This is a genomic window from Streptomyces sp. NBC_01232 (genome assembly GCF_035989885.1).
In the GTDB taxonomy this organism is placed as follows: domain Bacteria; phylum Actinomycetota; class Actinomycetes; order Streptomycetales; family Streptomycetaceae; genus Streptomyces.
The window spans coordinates 1,719,316-1,743,348 of the sequence record NZ_CP108518.1 but is presented as its reverse complement, the minus strand read 5'-3'; the positions used below and the strand labels follow the sequence as shown (position 1 = coordinate 1,743,348).

The following is a 24,033-nucleotide window of genomic DNA, read 5'->3' as shown; positions in this document are numbered from 1 at the left end:
GAGTTTGCCGACCATGCTGATGCGCGCGCCCAAGGAGAGTGGCTCGTGGACCTGGGATCTGGACGACGTCGCGGAGCCCGGCCTGGAGTCCATGCTCGAGATCGCCGGGCGCATGAGTGCGGTGCTGGAGGCGCACGCCCTATTGGCGCCTGACTCACTCGAGTGGGACTGGTCCATTGCCGGCAAGGGCGTCCTCAATGTGAGCTGCAGGATGAGCATCCGCGCGCGCCCGCTCGGCGATCCGGCGTTGCCCGATCGGCTCCGCGCCTGTCGACCGACTGGCAATCCACAGGCGGACATCGGCGGAATCCTCGTACTGGGTTCGGGTGCCTGGTTCGACGCGAACGGAGTGCGGCACGGGGAATACCGTCTGGTGGAACTTCTGGTGACTTCGAATGAGTTGGGGATCTGGGCCGAAGTGTCCGTTTTTCATGACGTCTGGGGTCAGTGTGATTTCCGGGGCGATCCGCAGCCGATGATTCACGCCAACAATGCGCCGCGGCTCGCTTCCGCGCTGCGGGAACTCGACCGGGTGCTCGGGGCCACCGCGGAGCCCGGCGAGCCGACGTTCTACGGGCGGGCCGAGGGCTACGGGCTCGCGGCTCCCGACATCATTGACGGGCTGGGGCCGGACCTCACCAACGCAACTCGGGGGTAGGTCCGATACTTCAAGGCGAATGGCCGTCCGACGCTGCGTTCGAATTCTGAAGCTGTGAAGCCCTCGATAGGATGGACGGGAAATAATGGCGGCGTTGGACGAGCGATTCGAGCGCTTCGTCGGGAGGTATCTCGATCTCGTGGAAGGGTATGACACGAGCGGCTACCTCAGATCCACGCTGCTCGGATTCAACGAACCGTTCGTCGAGGCGGTTCGTTCGGGTTTCGCTCGGGCTTTGGCAGACGGCTCCTTCGGCCCGGCTGAATATGAGCGGCTGACTGATATCGAATTCCCCGACCAGGAGACTCTGAATGCCTACCTCCGGGCGATGTACGACTACCTGTTCCAGGGTGGGCCGGAGCAGCCGATGCCGCCGGGCTGACGGTGCTGTGGTGCGACGGTGAGCTTTTCGATGCAGGCGGGTTGCCCGGCCGTTCAGAGGTGTGGCTCGGCCGCCGACATGGCTGATGCCGTCGGCGAGATGTACTCCTCCGCGGCCGACGACGCCTTTCTCGTCTGGAATCTGGTGCCGGTCCGGCTGTCGTACGGCCATGACCTGGCCGTCCTTCTCGACGATCTGGTGCCCCTGCTCGAGAAGATCCGGCGGCCGGGATTCTCGGACGACGAGGTCTTCTGGGGGTCGGACACGTTCTCGGCCGAGTGGGGCATCGTCCGCAAGGGCGATTCGCTGAGGATCCGGGCGCGCTGGCACAGCATCCTCGGCAGCTACGAGTCGCTACTGGCCGAACGGGGCGATGTCGTCGTTCCTGTGGGGGAGTTCATCGGTGAGTGGGTGAAGGTTCTGCGGCGGATCGTCACCGACATCAATGCAGAGCACGTGGAGTTGGAGGACGACGACCTCTTCCGTCGTGCCGAGGCTCTGCTCGCCGCCTGAGCCGACAACAACACCCGCGGTGAGCCCACCGCCGTCCTTCCGCAGCAAAGCTGCCCCGAAGCAGGAGAGTTCGCCGACCATGCTGATGCGCGCGCCCAAGGAAAGCTGCTCGTGGACCTGGATCCTGGACGACATGCCGGGTCCCGGTCTGGAGTTCGCGCTCGCCACCGCGGCGCGTATGAGCGCGGTGCTCGCGAAGCACGACCTGATGGAGCTGCATTCACTCGAGTGGCCTTGGTTCCAGACCGGCAGGGGCGGCCTCGGTGTGCACTGCAGGCTGAGGGCCGACACACGGCGTTTGGGGGCATTGCGATTTCCGTGGACCGCAGCCACTCACCCACGCCAACAACGCACCGAGGCTCGCCGCCGCCCTTCAGGAGCTGGAGCAGGTGCTCGGCGCCGCCGCGGAGCCCGGCGAACCGACGTACTACGGGCGGGCCGAGGGCTACGGACTCGGGGCTCCCGACATCATCGACGGGCTCGGACCGGACGTCACCGATGCGGCGCTCGGCTAGTGGGCGACCAGTTCGGCGAGATCGGGTGCCGGTCCATGCGGGGCCGTCGTCTCCCCAGCGCGGGGCCCGGAAGGTCGGCGGTTCGGCGAGTATCTGCCGGCCTTCGGAAACGAACGCGTGCGTGCGCAGGTCCGCGAAGCACTGACAGAAACGCACCGAGAGATATGACGACAGGGAACACGGCATGACCAAGGACGTGATCGCGCTCACCGAGCGCATGCCCGACGCGATGAGCGTTTTGGCCGGCCTGCTCGCGGGCGGGCCGGACCTGCGGGTCGAGAGCGCCGGCGAGGGCGCAGTGGTTCAACTGTGTGACGCCGATGGCCGGCCGCTCGTATCGATCGAAGTGCCGTTGATGCTCCAGGTGCCCGGCGAGGCGGCCCGCCTGCTGGGGCCCGGCGCAGAGCTGTCGGGCGACGGCCCGGCGTGGTGGGTCGAGGCCCGCGCCGCCGCGGGCGTACCCCAGGCCGAGCAGCTCGCCGGAGCCTTCGCGGCCCGGCTGACCATGCTGCTGGGCGGCCGGGTCTGGCCGCCGGACGCCCCGGGCACCGTCGGCGCGGCCCGCCCCGTCGACGTCTCCGGCATCACCGCAGTACCGGCCCCCGCGGCAGCCCAGCCGGCCGTCGACATGCTCACCGACAAGGCTGCCGTTGTCCTCCAGGACCGCCCGGTCGTCCCCATGACGAGCTGGCTCTCCGAGGTGCTGAGGGCCACCGTGGAGAGCGACCGGTCCCTGCAGATCGTCACCCCGCCGCACTGTCGCATCTCCCTGCCCACGCGCCTGTTGCTGCAGTCGATACCCTCGCGCTGGGTGGTGCAGGACGAGCGGTGCGGCTACTACGACGGCCTGACCGGCGCCGTACTGACCTGGCAGGACGACGCCTTTTCCCCGGCCCGGGACGAGAACGGCGAGACGCCGGTGGCGGACGCCTTCGAGGAGGCCGGGCCCACCGGCGAGCGCCAGCTCAGCGTCTCCTTCCGCACCCTGCACCGCCCCACGGCGGACCTTCTCCTCGGCGGCGCGCTCGAAGCCGCCTGGCAGGCGCTGACCGGCGGCCCGCCGGCCGGCTGGGGCACGTCGGAGCCCGCCGGTCTGACGTGGTCGCGGCGCCAGCTGACCGAGCTGGCGTACGAACGCGCCCCCCGCTCCACGTGGACCGTTGCCGTCGGCACCCCTGACCGGCCCGCCGTCGCCACCTTGCGCGTCATCCGCACCCCGGAGGGAGTGGAGGAGGACATCACCCTCACCGTGGGCTACGGCCCCGATGAGGAGCTCCCGATGGAGGCGCTGCCGGGGCTGGCGGGCGAGCTGGTGACCCGGTACGGACTGCAGACCATGCTGTGCCAGCTGCGCGAAGCCCGCCGGGACCTGAGCGCCCCGCCCCACTACGAGAACCCGCCGCTGCCGTACGCGTTCGTACTCGGCCCCACGGAGGTCCAGGAGGCGGGGCGTGACAGGGCGAGCAGGACGCCGCTCAAGGAACGCCCGGTGCGGCTGGGCCCGAGCGTCCGGCCCGGTTTCTACTACGCGCTCGGCGACGGCCGGACCGCTGAGAGCTGGACCGCTCTGGAGCAGCTCCTGCGCCACCTGCGCGGCGCACCGCCCGCCTAGTCGGCCCGGGCCGGGTGGCGAGCGTAGGTCCGGTCCTCGTCATCAAAGAAGATGATTCAGTGGACGCGAATTTCAGAAATTTCTTCAGAGCGCATCTGAGCCTCGAAGAGGGCTATGACGTGAGCGGTTATCTGAGGCCCACTTTGCTGAGCTTCAGTGACTCTTATGTGGAATTGATCCGCTCGGGATTCGATCGGATCATTGCGGACGATTCCTTCGGGCCGGCCGAGTATGAGCAGCTGACTGATATCGAATTTCCTGACACCGAAACCCTGGATACGTATCTCCGGGCCCTTTACGGCTATCTGTTCAACGAGGCGCCGGAGCAGCCGATGCCGCCGGGGTGACGGCGCAAGGGGCTTGGGATTGCCGCGTCAATGCCGTTGAAGTGTAAGGAGGTTCGTGGGCCATGCTGATGCGGGCGCCGAAAGAGAGCGGCTCGTGGGTCTGGGATCTGGATGATGTGCCGGAGCCGGGTCTGGAGTTCGCGCTCAAGACCGCCGGCCGTATGAGCGCCGTGCTGGAGAAGTACACCTTGCTGGTGCCGTCCTCACTTGAGTGGGACTGGTTCCAGACCGGCCGGGGCGGCCTCGGTATGCACAGTCGCCTGAGCCTCGTGACGCGATCACTCGACGATCCGGCACTGCCCGATCGGCTCCGCGCCTGTCGGCCGACCGGTTATCCGCAGGCGGAGATCGGGGGGATCACCGTGCTGGGATCGGGCGTCTGGCTCGATGCCGACGGTGAACGGCACAGGGAGTACCGGCTGGTGGAACTCTTCTTGGCGTCCGACCGGACGGGCCTCTGGGCCGAACTGTCCGTGTACCACGACGTCTGGGGGCACTGCGATTTCCGGGGCGAGCCGCAGCCGGTCATCCACGCCCACAACGCACCCCGGCTCGAGTCGGCCCTACGGGAGCTCGACCAGGCGCTCGGAGCGGCGGCGGAGGCCGGCGAGCCGACGTACTACGGACGAGCCGTGGGCTACGGGCTCGCGGCTCCCGACCTCATCGACGGCCGCGGACCGGACCTCACGGACGCGACGCGCGGCTAGGCGCTCGACGGGCGGACCTGGCGGGGCGCGGGGTGGCTTCTGGGGCGGCGGGAGCCGCTGGGGCGGTGGTCTGGGATGTGTATGGGGGTTTCCCGTCAGTCTCATCGTCTCTCCGTGTCGGGCCGGCCCCTCAAGGGCGCTCCTCCTTCGTCGTCGCGTCGCTGCGCGATGGCCTGCGGCCACCCTTGACCGACCGTCCCGCCCCGGACATACGAAGACTGCCGGGAAACCCCCAAAGGAACGGGCCGGGCCATCAAGACAGGGACGGGGCGGCCGGAGAAGCCCTGCCCGGTCGGGGGTGAGGCTTCTTCCCGAGACGGGGCCCATGCAGCCCAGGGCCCGGGTCGGGGGAGGCGCGTCCGATCGCTACGCGCTCCTCATCTCTCAGCGTCTCCAGACCGTCTTGGGCTGGACATAAGCCGCCCACGGCCTCGGTTCCTCTGTCGAGATGCGTCCGACGACCGCCTTGGGCTGGACATAGGCCGCCCAGGACGCCCCAGCGCTCCTCATTGAGGGCGTCTCGACGCTGTCTGGGGTGGAAAGACGCCTGACAGCGGCCATTTCGTCGTGGAGTGGGGTCAGCGAGAGCGGACCGCTCGAATCGCCGGCCGTTTGCCCCAATTGCCCCTGTTTGGGGGTGGGTTTGTGGTGTCACTTGTGCACTGACCCGGATCCACGACGGAATAGCCGAGGCATCAGGCTCTGCCGGCCGCCGGTCGCAGTCCAGGAGAAGCACGTAGCGATCTGACGCGGCTTATGCCGGGCTCCAGACGGTCGTCGGACGCAGTTCGTGAGGTGAACCGGGACCGTGGGCGGCCTATGTCCGACCCAAGACGGGCTGGAGATGCTGAGACGTGCGGAGCGCGTAGCGATTGGACGCGCTTCCCCCGACCCGGCCGGTGTGTGGCATGGGCCCCGCCTCGGGAAGAGGCCCACCCCCGACCGGGCAGGGCTTCTCCGGCCACCCCGTCCTTGGAAGCTCGGACCGGCTCGTTCTTTTGGGGGCTTCCCGACAGTCTTCGTATGTCCGGGGCGGGACGGTCGGTCAAGGGTGGCCGCAGGCCATCGCGCAGCGACGCGACCGTAGGGAGCGCCCTTGAGGGGCCGGCCCGACACGGAGAGACGATGAGACTGACGGGAAACCCCCATACGCATCTCTGACTCCCGACTGCTCGGATCCTGCCACCCCCGAGACACCCCGCGCCTATCGCCCCGCCCTGCCCCTCACTCCGCAACCCCGCCGCGCCCCGGAAGGGGGAGAGGCCTTGAGGGTTGCCGTCGCGGTGTTCGCGCGCACCGGCCCTCCCGGCCGATGAGCTCCGGCAGGACGCTCTGGGAGCCGGCGTCGGAGAAGTCGGAGAAGGCGGGGCGACGCCGCCCGGTAGGGCCGCGGCGTACGGCTGCCCCGGCGTGAGGGCGTCGAGCCGCCGTGCGAGCGGTAAGGAGGCGAGGAGCGCGGCCCGGCGAGGTCGGCGGTGATGAGGGCGCGGCCGGTGCGCAGGCGATCGACCCCGGCTCCGGCGGGCAGGCCGATCAGCAGGAAGGCGAGGGTGGAGAGCGCGGCGGGGGTGCCGACCTGGGTGGGGCTCGCGTCGAGGGCGGTGAGGGCGAGCAGGGGGACGGCCACGTGGCCGGTGTTGGTGCCGAGCCGGCTGAGGGTGGCGGCGCCGAGGAGGGTGCGGAAGTCCGGATTGCGCCAGGGGGAGTCGGTGCGGGAGGGAACGGTGTCTGCTCCTGAGGTTCGGACGGGTGCCGTGCGGCCCGCCCGGGGGTGGCGCTCCGGGCGCCGGCGCGAAGCCAATGTCATGGACAGGACCGCACCGAAGCCGATCTCGAAGAACAAGTTAAACGTTCCCCGTGATCATTTAAGCACTGCTACGTGAGCTGTGACTTGCGGGGTCGTGGCCGGAACAGGCCGCAGGCATGGCAGGCTTGGGGCATGGCCGCTCAGATTTATCCCAGCATCCTGTCCGCCGACTTCGCCCGACTCGCCGAGGAGGCGAAGGCCGTCGAGGGAGCCGACTGGCTGCATGTCGATGTCATGGACAACCACTTCGTCCCGAACCTCACCCTCGGTATGCCGATCGTGGAGTCCCTGAGCAGGGCCACGGACATCCCGCTGGACCTCCACCTGATGATCGAGAACCCGGACCGCTGGGCCCCGCAGTACGTGGAGGCCGGTGCCGGCTCCGTCACCTTCCACGCCGAGGCCGCCGCCGCGCCCGTGCGGCTCGCGCGGGAGATCCGGGCCAAGGGGGCCCGAGCCTCGATGGCGCTCAAGCCCGCGACGCCCATCGAACAGTACGAGGACATCCTTCCCGAGCTCGACATGCTGCTGATCATGACCGTCGAGCCCGGCTTCGGCGGCCAGCCCTTTCTCGACATCATGCTCCCGAAGATCCGCCGTACCCGTGAGCTGATCTCGAAGCACGGTCTGGAGCTGTGGCTCCAGGTGGACGGCGGGGTCTCGGCCTCGACCATCGAACGCTGCGCCGAGGCCGGCGCGGACGTCTTCGTGGCGGGCAGTGCGGTCTACGGGGCGGTCGATCCGTCCACCGCCGTGCGCACGCTGCGTGACCAGGCGGGTGCGGCGATCGCAGCCGCGCCGTGGGCTTGCGACCACTGAACCAAGGGTTGATGAACAGCTCGGTGAACGGGAGCTGTCCAGGCTGATCAACGGCCGTCGGATCTGACAGGATGAACGGCGAGTCGAGAGTGTGAACAGCAGTGAGGAGAGCGCGGTGTCTGCAATGTCGGCGGGACGGTCAGCCCTGCGGATGGGACCCGCGGAGCTGGTGCAGGCGGCGGCCATGGCCCGCCGCTTCTACCTGGAGGGCAAGTCCAAGATCCAGATCGCCGAGGAGTTCGGCGTGAGCCGCTTCAAGGTGGCCCGGGTCCTGGAGACCGCCCTCGAACGCGACCTCGTACGGATCGAGATCCGGGTGCCGGCCGAACTCGACGCCGAGCGGTCGGACGCGCTCCGGGCCCGGTACGGGCTCCGGCACGCCGTCGTCGTGGAGTCGCCGGCCGACGCCACCGAGGACGCGCCCGACCCGGAGAACCTGGGTGCGGTCGCCGCCGACCTGCTGGGCGAACTGGTCAACGAAGGCGACGTACTGGGCCTGGCGTGGGGGCGGTCGACCATTCACATGGCCGCGTCACTGCACCGGCTGCCGCAGTGCACCGTCGTACAGCTGACCGGCGTCTACGACGCGGGCACCGCCGAACGCGGCTCGGTCGAGGCCGTACGCCGGGCCGCCCAGGTCTCGGGCGGCGACGCGCACCCGATCTACGCGCCGATGCTGCTGCCCGATCCGGCCACGGCGGCCGCGCTGCGCAGCCAGACGGGGATCGCGCGCGCCTTCGAGTACTTCGACAAGGTGACGGTCGCGGCCGTCTCCATCGGCTCCTGGGAGCCGGGCATCTCCACGGTCCACGACATGCTGACCGACGAGGAGCGGGCCCACTACGCCTCGCTGGGCGTCGCGGCCGAGATGTCGGCCCATCTCTTCGACGCCGAGGGCCGGCGGGTCGGCCGGGACCTGGGCGAACGGTGCATCACCGTGGAGGCGGACCGGCTGCGGCGGATCCCCGAGGTCGTGGCGATCGCGGGCGGGCTACGGAAGGCCTCCGCCATCGGCGCCGTGTTGAGGTCGGGTCTGGTGACCAGCCTCGTCACGGACACGGCGGTCGCCGACTACCTGCTCACCGAGTCGGCCCCAGGGCTGCGTCCGGCGCTGGACCGGGCCGACCCCGACGACTGATGCCGCCTGACCGGGCATGACGCCCCCCGGCGGCCCCTCGATGTCGCCGTCGGTGCGGATGGTGCTGGAATTGAGATCCGAACGGCGGACCGCGCGGCGGCCCACGGGGCGCATACTGGTTCCAATGACAAAGTCCGCAGTACCTCGCCGCCATTTGCCGTCCAGCCCGTTCAAGGCCCCCGTGGAACAGCCCATCCGGCAGTTCAACGTCGGCGACCGGGTTACTCACGATGAGCACGGCCTCGGCCGTGTCGTCGGAATCGAGGAGGGGATCGCTGTTCTCGTCGACTTCGGTTCGGTCCAGAAGCGAATCCTGAGTCCCTACACCAAGATGGCCGCTCTCTGAGGCCACCGGGCGATTCGCGAGCGAATCGGATATTTGGCACGATCGGTGCATGATCTTTCGGAACGTGCCCCGATCGTTGCTGCGTTTGCTGGGGGCCCTGTTCCTCTGTGTCGCGCTGGTCGGTGCGGCGGGCTGTGGCGGGGAGAAACCCGCGCCTGCCGCCGCCACCAGTGAGGGTGCCGGCGCCAGCGCCGGTGCCGTGCCCGGCTGGGCGAAGGGGATGGCCACCGTACGGCCCGACGGGCTGCCGCAGCAGGCCCGTGACGTGCTCGCACTCATCGACAAGGGCGGGCCGTATCCGTACCGGCAGGACGGCACGGTCTTCGGGAACTTCGAGAAGGCCCTGCCCAGGCAGAAACGTGGTTACTACCACGAGTACACCGTGCGGACGCCCGGTGAGCGGGACCGCGGGGCCCGGCGGATCGTGACGGGCGCGGGTGGGGAGTTCTTCTACACGGACGACCACTACGACACCTTCAAGGCGGTTCTCCGATGAGTCTGGACCCGCAGCCGCTCGCCCCTGCGCTCGAAGCGGCCGAGGCCGCGGGCTGGACGACGACCGTACGGCTGGACCTGGACGGGGTACGCGGCAAGGCCGAGCTGATGCGGCGGTGCGGGGGTGCCTTGCGGCTGCCGGAGTGGGTCGGCGGGAACTGGGACGCGCTGGCCGATGCGCTGCGGGACCTGTCGTGGCTGCCGTCGACCGGTGGGGGGCGGCTGGTGGCGGTGACGTCGTGGCGTGAGTATGCCGCTGCGCGGCCGGGCGAGTGGGAGACGTTCGTGGAGGTGCTGGAGGAGGCCGTGGACTTCTGGCGGGCCGAGGTGGGCGGCGGCGGGCCGGAGCTGGCGGTGGTGCTGGCCGAGGGTGGGGCCGGGCCCGGGGCCGGGTCTGCTGCGGGTGCTCCGCCCCCGGCCCCCCGCCTCAAGCACCGGCGGGGCTGAATGATCCGGTGCTCCGCCCCAGGCCCCGCGCCTCAAACGCCGGCGGGGCTGAGGGAGCGCCTCAAACGCCGGCGGGGCTGAGGCCGTCAGTCCTTCGGGATCCAGGGTGGGGTCTGGCCCCAGGACCAGACCGGGATGTCGGCCGCGTCGACCGGGGGCGGGTTGGGGCCCGAGTAGATCAGGGCCATGCGGGTGCCCCACTCGATGTAGTAGGCGAACACTCCGCGGAACTCCGGGTCCGTCGGGAGGCCGACCTCGTCGGCCGTGTCCATCAGCAGGTCCACCCAGCGGCGGCGCTGCTTCTCGGTGATCGCCCGGCCCAGGTGCTTGGTGGCCATGTGCCGGTGGCCGCCGTGGTGGGCCGTGTATTCCGCAGGGCCGCCGAAGACCTCCGACAGCCAGACCGCGACGTGCCGCGGGTGGCCCGCGTCCATGCCGGCGAAGACAGGGGCCAGGATCTCGTCCTGCATGGCGTGGGCGTAGAAGGCGTCCGTGAGGCGGTTCATCGCCTCCGCCCCGCCCATCCACTCGTAGATGGTGGGTGTGCTGCTCATCTGTCTCCGGAAGCCTTTCCCGTGCCGGCGACGCCCGTCACGAGGTAGTGCTGCATCTCCTCGATGGCCGTCACGTACGGACGGATCGCGTGGAAGAAGGCCGGGAACTGCGCGCCTTTGCGGAACCCGCCCAGGTGGTCCTCGATCGAGGTCCAGCGGATCCGGAGGATGTAGAGCTCCTTCTCCTCCTCGCAGCGGGCCAGTTCGTAGTCGATGCACTCGGGCGAAGCGGCCAGCGACTCGGCCGCCCGGGCGTACGCGTCCTCGAAGGCCGACTGGTCGTCCCATGCGATCCGGTAGCGGATGTATTCGACGGTGGTGGTCATATGGGTGCGTGCCTCTCCCCGGGTGTAGGTCGTCGCCAGCCTTGCGCGATCACACGCCGCCGTGGGGCGGATGCCTCATTCGGATCCGGACTTCCTGGAGTCCGTGCCTTCGGAGACGTCGGGGCCCTGGGCGCGGACCCGCTGGACCTGGTCCAGGGAGTCGCGCAGCTCCGTCAGCCACTCGTCTGTGTTGCGCCCGACGAGCCGGACGCACCAGGCGAGGGCGTCGGCCCGGCTGCGGGCCACGCCGCCGGCGACCAGGGTGTCGAGGACCTGGCGTTCGGACTGGCGCAGGCGGGTCATCGCCGGGACGGCGAGATGGGTGAAGAGGGTCGTCTCCTCGCCCGCCCGTACGCCCCAGGCGACCTTGCGGCGGTAGAGCTCCTCGGCCTCGCGGGCCACTTCGATGCGCTGTTCGCGGGTGCGTTCGCGGAACTCCTTGACCGATTCGTCCGCCGGTATGACACCGACGACCGTGATCTCCTCGCGGTCGGCGGTGACCGAGTCGAGGGACTCGTAGACGTCGACCGGCAGGCGCTCGGCGAACCACGCGCGGAGCTGTTGCAACTGCTCGGCTGTAATCATGTAATCAACGTTGCATCCGTTGCCGTCTTGATCGCAAGGGTCGCGGCGTTCGCTCTCGGCCCATCGAAAGCCGCCGCCGTATCCGCCGGAGTGGTTCCCGAGCTGCGCGACGGGTTCGCGCCACGGGTGCGCGTGGCGCGTGAGACGGGAAGTGCGGCAGAGCCCGTCCAGCCGTCGTCGGCATCCCATCCGGTGCCGGAAGGCGGGGCTCCGCCGGCGAGCGGCCGCGGCCCTCCCCGCCACTCGTACTTGTCGCGCACCTCATTTCCGCGATCTACTGTGCCGTCGGCGACCTCGGGAAGTTGCCGCCGTGGCCTGCGGCCTTTCGCCGTGGCCGAGTAGGTATTGGATCTAGCTGGTCGCGGGGGAGGCCCAGATGGCTCGCGCAGTCCTGGCGGAGGATTCCACGCCGGAGATCTCCGAAATGATCAATGTCCTGATCGATCTTCTCTTCGAATCCTTACCCCGGCGGGACCAGCGAAACTGGGCCCGCGTCTATCTGAACGGCCTGGTGCGGACCACCGGGAAGCGGACGATCCGTAACATCGCCGGAAGTGGGGCCAGCTCCGTCGAGCAGAGCCTCCAGCAGTTCATCAGCAAGTCCCCCTGGGACTGGATCCCGGTCCGCCGCTCCCTGGCCCAGCACCTCGAACGCACCGCACATCGCCCCCTTGCCTGGGTGCTCCGGCCCATGGTCATAGAGAAGGCCGGGGACCGATCCGTCGGCGTCGGCCGGCAGTTCGTCCCCCAGCTCGGCCGCACCGCCAACTGCCAGCAGGCGAGCGGCATCTGGCTCGCCTCCAGCGAAGCCAGCTTCCCGGTCGAATGGACCCTCACCCTCCCCGGGCCCTGGACCGGCGAACTCCTCCGCCGCCGCGCCGGGATCCCCGACACCGCCCGCTCCCTCACCCCCGCCCAGGACGCCGTACACGCCGTCCGGCGGATGGCCGCCACCTGGCAACTCCAGCGCCGGCCCGTGGTGATGGAGGTCGCCCACGGCGATCTCCCGCAGAGCATCGAGTCCTTCACCCGCCAGGACATCCCCTTCGTCCTCAAGGTCGACGGGTCGCTGCCCGTCTCCTTCAGCGGCGCGGGCCGCTGCGCACCGGGACCGCACACCGCCCCCGCCCGCGAGCTCATCGACTCCCGGCGCTCCCGGCGCCGCGTCGTCGAATGGACCCGGCACGGCCGCGCCGGGGGCGCCGTCACCCAGCTGGCCTCGGCCCCGGTCCTCGCCACCCCCTGCGAGGACCGCCCCGTGCCCGTGCCGTCCACCCCGCTGCTGCTCGTCGGAGCCTGGAGCGAAGCCGCCCTGCTCCCCTCCGAGTTCTGGATCACCAACATCGGCGACCGGCCCCTCGCCCAGCTCTTCCTGCTCGCCAAACTCGCCGACCGCGTCTCCCTCGACTTCACCGAGACCTGCGAACCCGTCGGCATCCGGGACTTCGAGGGCCGCTCCTTCCGCGGCTGGCACCACCACGCCACCCTCGCCAGCGTGGCCCACGCCGCGAAGCTGCTCGGCGCGCGTCCGCGGTCCCCCGACGGGTACGCCGGCCCCGTCCGGTCGGCCGCCGCGGCGGCCCGGCCCCCCGCGTACATGCGGTGATGCCCGGCGCCCGTAGCGTCACCGTGTGCGACGCCCGGTGCCCCCGCGTGCAGGGCGGCACCTCCTGGTCCACCGCCCTGTCCGCCGACCTGTCCGCCGCCCGGGAGGGCCCGCCGGGACCAAGGTCCCGTAGGAAACGACCATCCGGCCCGGTCCGTCCTGGACGATCGGCCCGGGCGGCGTGAACGCCAGGTCGTGGGAGAATGAAGTACGTGCGTTTCCTCGGCTGTCCTGCCGGGGCGTAGACGGATCCTTCGATCGACTGGGATGTTCAGCACGTGCGTTTCCTCAATGACCTGAAGCCGCCGTACGACCTGACGTACGACGATGTGTTCATGGTGCCGAGCCGCTCCGCGGTCGGTTCCCGTCAGGGTGTCGACCTGTCCTCGCCCGACGGCACCGGCACCACCATTCCTCTCGTCGTGGCCAACATGACGGCCATCGCGGGCCGCCGGATGGCCGAGACGGTCGCCCGCCGCGGCGGCATCGTCGTCATCCCGCAGGACATCCCGATCGAGATCGTCACCGACGTCATCTCCTGGGTGAAGACCCGCCACCTCGTGCTCGACACCCCGATCACGCTGGCGCCCACCCAGACGGTCGCGGACGCGCTGTCCCTGCTCCCCAAGCGCGCCCACGGCGCCGGTGTCGTCGTCGACGGCGAGGGCCGGCCCGTCGGCGTCGTCACGGACCACGACCTGACCGGTGTCGACCGCTTCACCCAGCTCTCCGAGGTCATGTCGAAGGAGCTGCTGCTCATCGACGCCGACATCGACCCCCGCGAGGCCTTCAACCAGCTCGACGCCGGCCACCGCAAGCTGGCCCCGGCCGTCGACAAGGACGGCCGGCTCGTCGGCCTCCTCACCCGTAAGGGCGCACTGCGCGCGACGCTCTACACCCCGGCCACCGACGCCGGCGGCAAGCTGCGCATCGCGGCCGCCGTCGGCATCAACGGCGACTTCGTGGCCAAGGCCAAGCAGCTGCTCGACGCGGGCGTGGACACGCTCGTCATCGACACGGCGCACGGCCACCAGGAGTCGATGATCAACGCGATCAAGGCCATCCGGGCCCTGGACCCGCAGGTCCCGATCGTGGCAGGCAACATCGTCGCCGCCGAGGGCGTCAAGGACCTCATCGACGCCGGCGCCGACATCATCAAGGTCGGCGTGGGCCCCGGCGCCATGTGCACCACCCGCATGATGACCGGCGTGGGCCGCCCGCAGTTCTCCGCGGTGCTGGAGTGCGCGGCCGAGGCGAAGAAGTACGGCAAGCACGTGTGGGCCGACGGAGGCGTCCGTCACCCGCGCGACGTGGCGATGGCACTGGCCGCCGGCGCGTCCAACGTGATGATCGGCTCCTGGTTCGCCGGTACGTACGAGTCCCCGGGCGACCTGCAGCAGTCCGCCGACGGGCGCCTGTACAAGGAGTCCTTCGGCATGGCCTCCGCCCGCGCGGTGCAGAACCGCACGAGCGAGGAGTCGGCCTACGACCGTGCCCGCAAGGGCCTGTTCGAGGAGGGCATCTCCACCTCGCGCATGTTCCTCGACCCGGCCCGCCCGGGCGTCGAGGACCTGATCGACTCGATCATCGCGGGCGTCCGCTCCTCGTGCACCTACGCCGGTGCCGGCTCCCTCGCGGAGTTCGAGGAGAAGGCCGTGGTCGGCATCCAGTCCGCCGCCGGTTACGCCGAGGGCAAGCCCCTGCACGCCAGCTGGAGCTAGTCGCTCTCCCGTGGCCCCCGGCCGTCCCTGGTGGACGGCCGGGGGCCACGTGCGTGGTACGGGTGCCGCTGCGCGCGGCCGGGCCGGATGCACCGGCCGGCCGGTGGATCAGAAACGTCAGGGCCGGGGAGGTCGGTGTGCCGAGGGGGAACTGTGCACGCCCGCGCGGTACTTGGGGATGCGCAGGGTGACCTTCATGCCCGCCCCCACGCCCGTCTCCATCACCGGGCCGTACTCGTCCCCGTACACCTGACGGATCCGCTCGTCGACATTGGGCAGCCCGATACCGGAGGAACCGCCGCGCTCCCCGGCCAGGATCCGGCGCAGCAGGGCCGGGTCCATCCCGATCCCGTTGTCCTCCACCGTGATCACCGCCTCCGCGCCCGCGTCCTGCGCCGTGATCGTGATCCGGCACTCCTTGGTGGAGTCCTCCAGCCCGTGCTTGACCGCGTTCTCCACCAGGGGCTGCAGGCACAGGAAGGGCAGTGCCACCGGCAGGACCTCCGGCGCCACCTGCAGGGTCACCTTCAGCCGGTCACCGAACCGGGCCCCGGCCAGCGCCAGGTACTGCTGGACGGACCGCAACTCGTCGGCGAGCGTGGTGAAATCACCGTGCCGCCGGAACGAGTACCGGGTGAAGTCCGCGAACTCCAGCAGCAGTTCCCGGGCCCGCTCCGGATCGGTCCGGACGAACGAGGCTATCGCCGCCAGGGAGTTGAAGATGAAATGCGGGGAGATCTGCGCCCGCAGCGCTTTGATCTCCGCCTCCATCAGCCGCGTCCGGGACCGGTCCAGCTCCGACAGCTCCAGCTGTACGGACACCCACCGAGCGACCTCGGTGGCCGCCCGCACCAGTACCGCCGACTCCCGCGACCCGTACGCCACCAGCGCGCCCAGCACCCCGTCCTCACCGGTGAGGGGGGCCACTACCGCCCACTTCAGCGCACAGTCGGGCCGCTGGCAGCCGGTCCGCACGCTCTGGCTGCGCCCCGACTCCAGCATCACCGCCACCCCGGCCATCGCCCGGCGCTGGTGGTGGTCGGCGCCCGGGCCGTCCCAGGCCAGCACCGACTCCCGGTCGGTGAGGCACAGCGCGTCCGTGCCCAGCAGCGAGCGCAGCCGCCGGGCAGCCTTGCGGGCCGCGTCCTCGGTCAGCCCCGCCCGCAGCGGGGGAGCGGCCAGCGAAGCCGTGTGCAGGGTGTGGAAGGTGGCCCGCTCCACCGGGGTCCCCAGGTCCAGGCCGGCCGTACGCTCCCCGTGACGGGCGTGCCACCGGCCGGCCGCCCAGCCCGCGCCCAGCAGCAGGACGGCACCGGCCACCGTCAGCACGGCCAGTACGGCCGGTGCGATCCCGCTCACCGCGGACCCCCCGCCCGCTCCCCGGCCACGACCTCGGGCAGGTGCAGCCGGGCCAGGGTGGCCGCCGTCCCCGCCGGTATCCGCGACCGCGTGGCCAGGGACACCACCACCATCGTCAGGAAGCCGAGCGGCACCGACCACGCCGCGGGCCACGCCAGCAGCGTGTGCGTCCACCCCGGCGGGGCCAGACCGGCCCGGGTCGCCAGGACCGCGCCCAGCGCCGCCCCGCCGCCGGTGACCAGCCCGGCCACCGCACCCGGCGGGGTCAGCCCGCGCCACCAGATGCCGAGCACCAGCAGCGGACAGAACGAGGACGCCGACACGGCGAAGGCCAGGCCCACCGCGTCCGCCACCGGCACCTGCGTGGCCGCCACGCTCCCGGCCAGCGGCACCGCGATCGCCACGACCGCCGCCGAGCGGAAACTGCGCACCCCGCGCGCGGGCAGCACGTCCTGGTGCAGCACCCCCGCCACCGCCATGGTCAGTCCCGAGGCCGTCGACAGGAACGCCGCGAAGGCGCCCCCGGCCAGCAGCGCGCCCAGCAGCTCGCCGAGCAGCCCGCCCAGCATCCGCTCGGGCAGCACCAGCACCGCCGCGTCCGCGTCGCCGGTGAGGGCGAGCTCGGGGGCGTAGATCCGGCCCAGCGCCCCGTACACCGGCGGCAGCAGGTAGAAGAAGCCGACCAGCGCGAGCACGACCAGCGTGGTGCGCCGCGCGCTCCGCCCGTCGGGGCTGGTGTAGAAGCGCACCGCGACGTGCGGCAGGCCCATCGTGCCGAGGAAGGTCGCCAGGATCAGCCCGTAGGTGGCGTACAGACGGTGCTCGTGCGGCCCGCCGGACAGCGGCACCGACCAGGTGGACACGCCGGGCCCGGTCTCCGTCCGGCTGTCCGGAACGGGCGTGTGCGGGGCGAACTCCAGCCGCGCGCCGGCCTGTACGGAGTGCTCACCGGCGGCCAGGGTCAGCGGCGCGGCCACATACCGCAGGCCGTCCACCTGCCCGGTCACCGTCACCGTCACCGGATCGGCCACGGACAGCCGCACGTCCTCCGCGACCGTCACCGCGGTCTGTTCCCGGAAGACGGCGGGCGCGTCGAACGTGGCCCGCGGGGCGCCGTCCCCGGCCCAGGCGGCGAGCAGGAAGAAGGCCGGTACCAGCAGGGCCGTGAGCTTCAGCCAGTACTGGAAGGCCTGGACGAAGGTGACGGAGCGCATCCCGCCCGCCGCGACCGCCACCGTCACCACGCACGCGACGACCACCCCGCCGGCCCAGTGCGGGGCGCCGGTCAGGATCTCCAGCGTCAGCCCGGCCCCCTGCAACTGCGGCAGCAGGTACAGCCAGCCGACCCCGACCACGAACAGCACCGCGATCCGGCGCACCACCAGCGACTCCAGCCGCGCCTGGGCGAAGTCGGGCAGCGTGTACGCGCCCGAGCGGCGCAGGGGGGCCGCCACGAGGACGAGCAGCACCACGTACCCGGCGGTGTACCCCACCGGGTACCAGAGCATCTCCGGGCCCTGCAGCAGCACCAGCCCCGCCACTCCGAGGAAGGACGCGGCGGACAGGTACTCCCCGCTGATGGCGGCCGCGTTCAGCCGGGGCCCCACCGTGCGCGAGGCGACGTAGAAGTCGGAGGTCGTCCGGGATATCCGCAGGCCCAGCGCGCCGACCAGGATCGTGACCAGGACGACGACGGCGACCGCGGTCAGCGCGTACGTCTGGTTCACCGGTCGGTCCTTCGGCTGGGGGAGGGTGTCCGGAGTCTACGCACGCCCCCTGACCCGGCGACAGGGCCGATCCGGACCCACCGGGGCGACGGGGCCGGCCCGGGCCACGGAGCCGGACAGGCAGGTCAGAGGGCCGGATCGCGGTGGTCCGCGCAGTCGCGCAGGGCGATCTCCAGCTCCACGTACGACTCCTCCGCGCGCCGGAACGCCAGCGTCAGGGCCGCCTCCGCGCGCGGCGGGACCTGCTCGCGGACCCCCTCGCGGGCCTCGTCCAGGACGTCGGCCCAACGGGCGGCCGCACTGCGCAACCGGGCCAGCAGCACCTCGGCCTCCGCGGGCCCCCCGGGCCGGGCGCGGGGCAGCGCGCCCAGGGCGTCGACCAGCGCCTGGATCTCGGACATCTCGCTCCTCCCGCGCCGGAAGATCCACGATACGCAGGGACGACGGCACCGGCGGGCCGAACGGGGCGGCGGTGCGCCCGGCGGCTCCGGCGGATCGCCGGACGCCCCTCGCCGGGCGACGAACGGCGACGAACGGCGCCGGGGAGCGCCGGACGGTCGGACCCGAGCGGTCCGGCCCGGGGGCGGCGGGCCGTTCTCAGCCGGTCGCCTGACGCATGAGCAGGTCCCGCAGCTCCCGCGCGTGCCTGCGGCTCACCTGGAGCTCCGCCGACCCCACCCGGACGCTCGTGGTCCCGGCGTCCAGCCGCAGCTCGTCGATCCGGCCCAGGGCCACCAGATGCCGTCGGTGGATGCGTACGAAACCGCGCGCCGCCCAGCGCTCCTCCAGCGTGGACACCGGGATCCGGACCAGGTGGCTGCCCTCGTCGGTGTGCAGGCGGGCGTAGTCGCCCTGCGCCTCGACGTAGGAGATGTCCGCGATCGCCACGAAGCGGGTGACGCCGCCCAGTTCGACGGCGATCTGTTCCGGGGCGCGGTCGGCGGCGGCCACCGGCGCCGGCGCCTCCGGGGTCTCCTCGGACCGGGCCGACTGTTCGCAGGCCCGCCGGACGGCCTCGGCCAGCCGCTCCGGGCGCACGGGCTTGAGTACGTAGTCCACGGCCTTCAGGTCGAAGGCCTGTACGGCGAAACCCTCGTGGGCGGTGACGAACACGATCAGCGGCGGCCGCGCGAACCCGGCCAGCAGCCGGGCGATGTCCAGCCCGGTCAGCCCGGCCATGTGAATGTCCAGGAAGACCACGTCGATGCCGTCGGCCCCGTCCGGACCGGACTCCAGTGCCCGGGTGACCCGGCGCAGGGCCTCGGTGGCGTCCGAGGCGCCCTCCGCGCTGAGCACCCGGGGGTCCGAGCGCAGCAGGTAGAGGAGTTCCTCCAGGAGCGGCTTCTCGTCGTCGACGGCCAGTACGCGCAGCATGCGGCCGAGTCTAGGGACGACTTCCCCGGGGCGGAACGGGAAAACGGGGCGCGGCCCCTGCCCAGGGGGGAGGTGGGCGGGGGCCGCGCGAACCGGGTGGGGGGAGGGAGGTGCGGGGACTACTTGACGGTGATGAGCTTGCCGTCGGGGGACACGGCGTACCACGTGCCGCCCACGCCCTGGCCGTTGATGTCGCCGGGCTTCTTGTCACCGCTGAAGGTGTAGACGGGCCAGCAGTCGACGCTCTGCTGCTTCTGGCCGTCCGGGCGGTTGAGCACCGTGTAGTTCTTCTCGACGATCCCCTTGTCGTTGGCCTTCTCCAGCGGCGCGACGACCGGCCACTTGGCGAGGCAGTCACCCACGCACTTGGAGGTCATCGGCCACTGGGTGTCCGGCTTGAACCGGTAGACGGTCATGCCCTTGCCGTCGACGATGTGCTCGCCCAGCTTGGGGTCCTTGGCCACCGACAGCTTCCCGTCGGCCTCGGCGGCGCCGCCCGCCGGAGCCTCGCCCTCGGCCGGGGCCGCGGGCGCCGGGGCCGCGGTGGGCGCCCCCTTCGCGGCCTTCTTGCCGTCCGCCGCGAGCGCGAACCACACGCCGCCGACGCCTTGGCCGTTGACGTCGCCCGCCTTGGTGTCCTTGCTGTAGCGGTACGCGGGCCACCCGCCCACCGTCAGCTGCTTGCTGCCGTCGGTGCGCACCACCTCGCCCAGCAGCGCCGGGTCCATGCCGGCGGCGGCGGTGACGTCACCGGCGGCGACCACCGGCCAGGTCTTCTCGCAGTCCCCGTCGCAGTTGGACTTCGGCGGCTTGGCCGTGTCCTTGTCGAAGCGGTAGAGGGTGAAGCCGGCGCTGTCGGTCAGGACCGGCCCAACCTTGTCGTTGGAGGCCATCGCGAGCTGTCCGGCCGGCTTGGCGTCCGTGGCGGGCGCGGCTCCGGAGCCTCCTCCCGCGGCACCGTAGCCTCCGTCGGAGCCGTAGGCGCCGTCGGCGGCGGGCGGGGCCTTGCTGTCCTGAGCGGCTGCGGCGGCCCCGACCGGCTTGGTCGTGTCCGCGGCCTTGTCGTCCGTGGGGCCGCAGGCCGTCGCCGCGAGGACGACGACGATCGCGGCCGCGGCCAGGGTGGTTCCGCGCTTGATGCCCATCTTGATCTCTCCCACGTGTGGTGTCCGGTGTCCGCCACCGTGGTGGCGCCAACTGTGCTCAGGACACGCTCCGATGGGAGAGATCTGTTCACCCGGTCCGGTGTGGGGTGTTTCACTCACCCGACACCGAACCCGGCGCGCTGCAGAGCCGTGACCACAGCGAGGCCCAACACCTGGTGTCCGCCGTCGTTGGGGTGCAGCCCGTCGGCCAGGTGCTCCGGTCCGAGCAGGTCACGGCCCGGGAGCACGGCCAGACGGCCGTCGCCGGCGGCGATCCGGTCCCGGGTGGCGCGCTCCATCGCATCCCGCAGGGCGCCGAGAGTGGCACCGAGTTTGTTGGGGGTGCGCTCGGCGTCGGGCCGCAGGACGGGGGACACCAGCAGGATCGGGGTCCTCGGGTGCCCCTGCCGGACCAGTTCGAGGAAGGCGCGCGTGGTTTCGTACAGAAGGGGTGCCGAAAAGGGCACCCGGGACCAGCAGTTGGTGCCGAAGGCGAGGGTGAGGACGTCGGCGGGCAGGCCCGCGAGCTGTTCCGCGGTGGTGAGTTCACCGCGTGCGGCCCCCGCGTAGCCGAGGTTGACGGTGTCCCAGCCGAGTGCCCGGCCGGCGACCGCGGGCCAGCCGTGCGCGGGGCGGGTGGACCACCAGCCCTCGGTGATGGAGTCGCCGTGGACCACCCAGCGCGGGGCGGTCGGTGCAGGCGAGAGCGGGCCGCCGATCCCGCGCAGGCCGAGGATCAGCGGGGACTGGGTCTCGGGCGGGTGGATGGTGAACGGGCCACTTCCGCGGCCCAGTTCGATGCGTACGACAGCCTCCGCGGCCGGTTCGGTGAACACCTCGGTGACCACCCCGTGCCGGTCCCACAGCGCGAAGCCGTGCGCGAGGTCGCGCAGGGCGTCGGTGGGGCCGGGCACGGTCGCCCGGTAGCGGACCTCCACGGCCCGTGCGGACTCGGTGGTGAACTCCAGCCGGACCCCGATGGGCAGTGTGGAGCGCTCGCCGGTGTCCCAGGGCAGCCGCATCGTGTCGGCCGGATCGGCGCGCACCGGGCGCCCCTGGTCCAGCCAGGCGACCCCGCGCAGGAAGGGCCGTGCGTCCTGCCACGGCGACGGCTCGTCGGGGTGGCGCAGCAGCCCTGCGGGCCGTTCCGGTCCTTCGGGCCCCGCTGGTCCCGGTGGTATCACTGGTCGCCTCCGATCGTCGGGTACGGGAACTGCTCGCCGGCCCCGCCGTCCACCGCGAGCGGTTGCCCGTCCCGTACGAGGACAGCGGCGGAGCGGGGAAGTGCAGGGCGGACGTCATGTCCGAGGTCTCGGCGACCCGGCCCGGCGGGGCGTTCTCCGCGCTGCGCCGCCGCCCCCGGTTCCCGGCGGGGCGGCGGCCCGCGGGGTCCGCACCACCCCCGGTGCCACCGCGTTCACCAGTACCCCGCGCGGACCCGGTTCCACCGCCGCGGAGCGCACCAATGCCGTCGGGCCGGCCTCGCCGGCCCCGGACGCGGAGTGCCGCGGCCGGCGCGTGGGCGAGGAGCACCCCGGGGGCGGGGCCGCACGTCCAGATCACGGCGGCACGCTGCGGCAGATCTGACGAAGTGTCAAGAAAGGGAGTCGGGAGTGGCCTGCGCAGCGATCGATCATCCCTACGCAACAAACGACTGTCAGTGACCGATCCGCGCAACGATCGTGCGCCAATGTGCAAGGATGGTGCATTACGGGCGGTATCACTCAGCTCGTAGGCTCACTCGCTGTACGTGGAGTGGCGCGGATCGCCTGCTCGGCGGTCCCCCCTGTGCAGACCCTTCTTCCGATGGGCTCTGTCCTGCTCCGGATCGTCGCGGTCGACGCCTCCCCCGACCTCCCCGATCCGCAGTGACAAGGAGTCCCCTCGTGCTCGACCACGGCCAGGCGCCACCGCTCGTATCCGAGCCCCGCAGGCCCGCCAACCCGCTGCTCCGCCGCAAGCCCGTGGAGCAGCTGGTCGCCGAGGGCGGCCAGGGTGAGGGCGGCGCGCTCAAGCGGTCGCTCACCATGTGGCAGCTGACCATGATCAGCATCGGCGCGACCCTGGGCACCGGCATCTTCGTCGTCCTCGGCTCGGCCACGCCCGTTGCCGGCCCGGCCGTCTTCATCGCGTTCATCGTCGCGGGCCTGACCGCGCTGTTCTCGGCGCTCTCCTACGCCGAGCTCGCGGGCTCCATCCCCGTCTCGGGCTCCTCGTACTCCTACGCCTACGCCACCATGGGCGAGCTCATAGCCTGGGTCTGCGGCTGGTGCCTGGTCCTGGAGTACGGCGTCTCCGTCGCGGCCGTCGCCGTCGGCTGGGGCGAGTACCTCAACGAGCTGCTCGACGGCACCCTCGGCTTCACCATCCCCGAGGGCTTCTCCGCCCCGCTGGGCGAGGGCGGCTACATCAACATGCCCGCCCTGGTCGTGGTCATGCTCTGCATGGTCTTCCTGCTCCGCGGGGCCAAGGAGAGCGCCCGGATCAACTCGATCATGGTCGGCGTCAAGATCGTGACGCTGGCGATCTTCATCGTCATCGGCTTCATGGGCATCAAGGCCGGCAACTACACCCCGCTGGCCCCGCTCGGCATCACCGCCATCAGCACCGCCGCGTCGATGCTCTTCTTCTCGTACATCGGCTTCGACGCCGCCTCCACCGCCGGCGAGGAAGCCAAGAACCCGAAGAGGGACCTGCCCCGCGCGATCATGCTCTCGCTGCTGATCGTCACCGTGATCTACTGCCTCGTCGCCCTGGTCGCCGTCGGCGCCATGCCGTGGCAGGAGTTCGAGGGCAGCGAGGCGGCCCTGGCCAAGATCATGGAGGACGTCACCGGACACTCCTTCTGGAGCGTCATCCTCGCCGCGGGCGCCGTCGTCGCCATCGCCAGCGTCGTCTTCGCCGTCCTCTACGGCCAGACCCGCATCCTCTTCGCCATGTCCCGCGACGGCCTGATGCCCAAGGCGTTCGCCAAGGTCGACCCGAAGACCGGCACGCCGCGCATCAACACGATCATCGTCTGCCTCTTCTGCGGACTGCTCGCCGCCTTCATCCCGCTGGGTGAGCTGGCGAACGCCACCAGCATCGGCACGCTCTTCGCCTTCGGCCTGGTCAACGTGGCCGTCGTCATCCTGCGCTACACCCGCCCCGAGATGAACCGCACCTTCCGGGTCGCGCTCTTCCCGGTCACCCCGATCCTGGGCTTCCTCTTCTGCGGCTACCTGATGACGAAGCTCCCCGGAATCACCTGGGCGGTCTTCGGTGGCTGGATGGCGGTCGGGCTCGTGATCTACTTCTTCTACGGCATGCGCCGCTCCAGCCTGGCCACTGTGGCCACCGAGGCCACCCCGGCCGCGGAGGCCGCTGAACAGAAGTGATTCACCCCCCGTGCGACTGAACGATCTCGACGAACGCATCGTGCACGCCCTCGCCGAAGACGCCCGCCGCTCCTACGCGGACATCGGCTCCGAGGTCGGGCTCTCCGCCCCCGCCGTCAAGCGGCGCGTGGACCGGCTGCGCGCCGAAGGTGCCATCACCGGCTTCACCGTGCGCGTCGACCCGGCCGCCATGGGCTGGGAGACCGAGGGCTTCATCGAGATCTACTGCCGCCACAACACCTCGCCGGACGACATCCGGCGAGGACTGGAGAGATACCCCGAGGTGGTGTCCGCGTCGACCGTCACCGGCGACGCGGACGCCCTCGTCCAGATCTTCGCCTCCGACATGCGCCACTTCGAGCGGGTCCTGGAGCGCATCGCGGGCGAGCCCTTCGTGGAACGCACCAAGTCGGTGCTCGTCCTCTCCCCGCTGCTGCGCCGCTTCACCTCCGGCGCACCCGCCTGATCGGCAG

25 protein-coding genes and 2 pseudogenes are annotated in these 24,033 nt (G+C 71.2%); 16 read left to right on the top strand and 11 right to left on the bottom strand.

The window, feature by feature from the left end:
• Positions 1–13 precede the first annotated feature (13 nt).
• The 7 genes from OG444_RS08200 (at position 14) to OG444_RS08170 (ending at position 4,734) form a co-directional block, all read left to right on the top strand.
• Positions 14–658, top strand: coding sequence for a hypothetical protein (locus tag OG444_RS08200; protein ID WP_327261526.1), 645 nt, complete (start codon positions 14–16; stop codon positions 656–658).
• A gap of 94 nt (positions 659–752) precedes the next feature.
• On the top strand, positions 753–1,040 hold the full coding sequence (locus OG444_RS08195; RefSeq protein WP_327261525.1) for a hypothetical protein: 288 nt from the start codon (positions 753–755) through the stop codon (positions 1,038–1,040).
• 78 nt (positions 1,041–1,118) lie between these two features.
• On the top strand, positions 1,119–1,553 hold the full coding sequence (locus OG444_RS08190) for a hypothetical protein (RefSeq protein WP_327261524.1): 435 nt from the start codon (positions 1,119–1,121) through the stop codon (positions 1,551–1,553).
• A 389-nt stretch (positions 1,554–1,942) separates the two neighbouring features.
• Positions 1,943–2,068, top strand: a complete 126-nt coding sequence (locus OG444_RS08185; protein ID WP_327261523.1) for a hypothetical protein — start codon at positions 1,943–1,945, stop codon at positions 2,066–2,068.
• 184 nt (positions 2,069–2,252) lie between these two features.
• Positions 2,253–3,680 carry a DUF6177 family protein gene (locus OG444_RS08180; protein WP_327261522.1) on the top strand — a complete coding sequence of 476 codons (1,428 nt, stop codon included), beginning with the start codon at positions 2,253–2,255 and terminating at the stop codon, positions 3,678–3,680.
• 59 nt (positions 3,681–3,739) lie between these two features.
• Entirely contained in the window at positions 3,740–4,027 is a 288-nt protein-coding gene (locus OG444_RS08175) for a hypothetical protein (RefSeq protein ID WP_327261521.1), read from the top strand.
• 62 nt (positions 4,028–4,089) lie between these two features.
• Positions 4,090–4,734: a hypothetical protein gene (locus tag OG444_RS08170; protein WP_327261519.1), complete on the top strand. Its 645-nt coding sequence runs from the start codon at positions 4,090–4,092 to the stop codon at positions 4,732–4,734.
• Positions 4,735–5,938: 1,204 nt separating this feature from the next.
• On the opposite strand, the gene OG444_RS08165 is transcribed toward OG444_RS08170, so the two are convergent.
• Positions 5,939–6,577, bottom strand: coding sequence for a hypothetical protein (locus OG444_RS08165; RefSeq protein WP_327261518.1), 639 nt, complete (start codon positions 6,575–6,577; stop codon positions 5,939–5,941).
• 96 nt (positions 6,578–6,673) lie between these two features.
• Between OG444_RS08165 and rpe the strand changes: the two genes are divergently transcribed.
• The 5 genes from rpe to OG444_RS08140 all read left to right on the top strand — a co-directional run bounded on the left by rpe (position 6,674) and on the right by OG444_RS08140 (position 9,786).
• Positions 6,674–7,360 (top strand): ribulose-phosphate 3-epimerase, encoded by a 687-nt coding sequence (rpe, locus tag OG444_RS08160; RefSeq protein WP_327261517.1) that lies wholly within the window; start codon positions 6,674–6,676, stop codon positions 7,358–7,360.
• Positions 7,361–7,484: 124 nt separating this feature from the next.
• Positions 7,485–8,498 carry a sugar-binding transcriptional regulator gene (locus tag OG444_RS08155; RefSeq protein ID WP_030388458.1) on the top strand — a complete coding sequence of 338 codons (1,014 nt, stop codon included), beginning with the start codon at positions 7,485–7,487 and terminating at the stop codon, positions 8,496–8,498.
• A 124-nt stretch (positions 8,499–8,622) separates the two neighbouring features.
• On the top strand, positions 8,623–8,844 hold the full coding sequence (locus OG444_RS08150; protein ID WP_030012151.1) for a CarD family transcriptional regulator: 222 nt from the start codon (positions 8,623–8,625) through the stop codon (positions 8,842–8,844).
• A 49-nt stretch (positions 8,845–8,893) separates the two neighbouring features.
• Positions 8,894–9,340: a ribonuclease domain-containing protein gene (locus OG444_RS08145; protein WP_327261516.1), complete on the top strand. Its 447-nt coding sequence runs from the start codon at positions 8,894–8,896 to the stop codon at positions 9,338–9,340.
• Positions 9,337–9,786 (top strand): barstar family protein, encoded by a 450-nt coding sequence (locus OG444_RS08140; RefSeq protein ID WP_327261515.1) that lies wholly within the window; start codon positions 9,337–9,339, stop codon positions 9,784–9,786. Before OG444_RS08145 ends, OG444_RS08140 begins: the two co-directional genes overlap by 4 nt.
• A gap of 86 nt (positions 9,787–9,872) precedes the next feature.
• Here OG444_RS08140 and OG444_RS08135 read toward each other — a convergent pair whose 3' ends face one another.
• The 3 genes from OG444_RS08135 to OG444_RS08125 all read right to left on the bottom strand — a co-directional run bounded on the left by OG444_RS08135 (position 9,873) and on the right by OG444_RS08125 (position 11,251).
• Entirely contained in the window at positions 9,873–10,340 is a 468-nt protein-coding gene (locus tag OG444_RS08135; protein WP_327261514.1) for a group II truncated hemoglobin, read from the bottom strand.
• On the bottom strand, positions 10,337–10,666 hold the full coding sequence (locus OG444_RS08130; protein ID WP_327261513.1) for an antibiotic biosynthesis monooxygenase family protein: 330 nt from the start codon (positions 10,664–10,666) through the stop codon (positions 10,337–10,339). Before OG444_RS08130 ends, OG444_RS08135 begins: the two co-directional genes overlap by 4 nt.
• A 75-nt stretch (positions 10,667–10,741) precedes the next feature.
• Positions 10,742–11,251, bottom strand: a complete 510-nt coding sequence (locus tag OG444_RS08125) for a hypothetical protein (protein WP_327261512.1) — start codon at positions 11,249–11,251, stop codon at positions 10,742–10,744.
• A gap of 376 nt (positions 11,252–11,627) precedes the next feature.
• Between OG444_RS08125 and OG444_RS08120 the strand changes: the two are divergent.
• Positions 11,628–12,839 (top strand): annotated as a pseudogene (locus tag OG444_RS08120) (IS701 family transposase); the annotation flags it as partial.
• 296 nt (positions 12,840–13,135) lie between these two features.
• On the top strand, positions 13,136–14,578 hold the full coding sequence (locus OG444_RS08115) for a GuaB1 family IMP dehydrogenase-related protein (protein WP_327261510.1): 1,443 nt from the start codon (positions 13,136–13,138) through the stop codon (positions 14,576–14,578).
• A 117-nt stretch (positions 14,579–14,695) separates the two neighbouring features.
• On the opposite strand, the gene OG444_RS08110 is transcribed toward OG444_RS08115, so the two are convergent.
• The 7 genes and pseudogenes from OG444_RS08110 to OG444_RS08080 form a co-directional block, all read right to left on the bottom strand.
• Complete coding sequence (locus OG444_RS08110) at positions 14,696–15,937, bottom strand: sensor histidine kinase (RefSeq protein WP_327261509.1); 1,242 nt, start codon at positions 15,935–15,937, stop codon at positions 14,696–14,698.
• Positions 15,934–17,664 carry a sodium/solute symporter gene (locus OG444_RS08105; protein WP_327261508.1) on the bottom strand — a complete coding sequence of 577 codons (1,731 nt, stop codon included), beginning with the start codon at positions 17,662–17,664 and terminating at the stop codon, positions 15,934–15,936. The genes OG444_RS08110 and OG444_RS08105 overlap by 4 nt, the downstream gene beginning before the upstream one ends.
• A 125-nt stretch (positions 17,665–17,789) precedes the next feature.
• Complete coding sequence (locus OG444_RS08100; RefSeq protein WP_327261507.1) at positions 17,790–18,065, bottom strand: hypothetical protein; 276 nt, start codon at positions 18,063–18,065, stop codon at positions 17,790–17,792.
• A 196-nt stretch (positions 18,066–18,261) separates the two neighbouring features.
• Entirely contained in the window at positions 18,262–19,038 is a 777-nt protein-coding gene (locus OG444_RS08095) for a LytR/AlgR family response regulator transcription factor (RefSeq protein ID WP_327261506.1), read from the bottom strand.
• A gap of 119 nt (positions 19,039–19,157) precedes the next feature.
• Positions 19,158–20,183 carry an SCO0930 family lipoprotein gene (locus OG444_RS08090; RefSeq protein WP_401686145.1) on the bottom strand — a complete coding sequence of 342 codons (1,026 nt, stop codon included), beginning with the start codon at positions 20,181–20,183 and terminating at the stop codon, positions 19,158–19,160.
• A 116-nt stretch (positions 20,184–20,299) separates the two neighbouring features.
• A complete protein-coding gene (locus OG444_RS08085) occupies positions 20,300–21,313 on the bottom strand; it encodes a GDSL-type esterase/lipase family protein (RefSeq protein ID WP_327266693.1) in 1,014 nt (337 codons plus the stop codon).
• Positions 21,314–21,481: 168 nt separating this feature from the next.
• A pseudogene (locus OG444_RS08080) lies at positions 21,482–21,682 on the bottom strand (SDR family oxidoreductase); the annotation flags it as partial.
• 387 nt (positions 21,683–22,069) lie between these two features.
• Here OG444_RS08080 and OG444_RS08075 point away from each other — a divergent pair.
• Positions 22,070–23,560: an amino acid permease gene (locus OG444_RS08075; protein WP_327261503.1), complete on the top strand. Its 1,491-nt coding sequence runs from the start codon at positions 22,070–22,072 to the stop codon at positions 23,558–23,560.
• 10 nt (positions 23,561–23,570) lie between these two features.
• Complete coding sequence (locus OG444_RS08070; RefSeq protein WP_030027017.1) at positions 23,571–24,026, top strand: Lrp/AsnC family transcriptional regulator; 456 nt, start codon at positions 23,571–23,573, stop codon at positions 24,024–24,026.
• Positions 24,027–24,033: the final 7 nt, after the last annotated feature.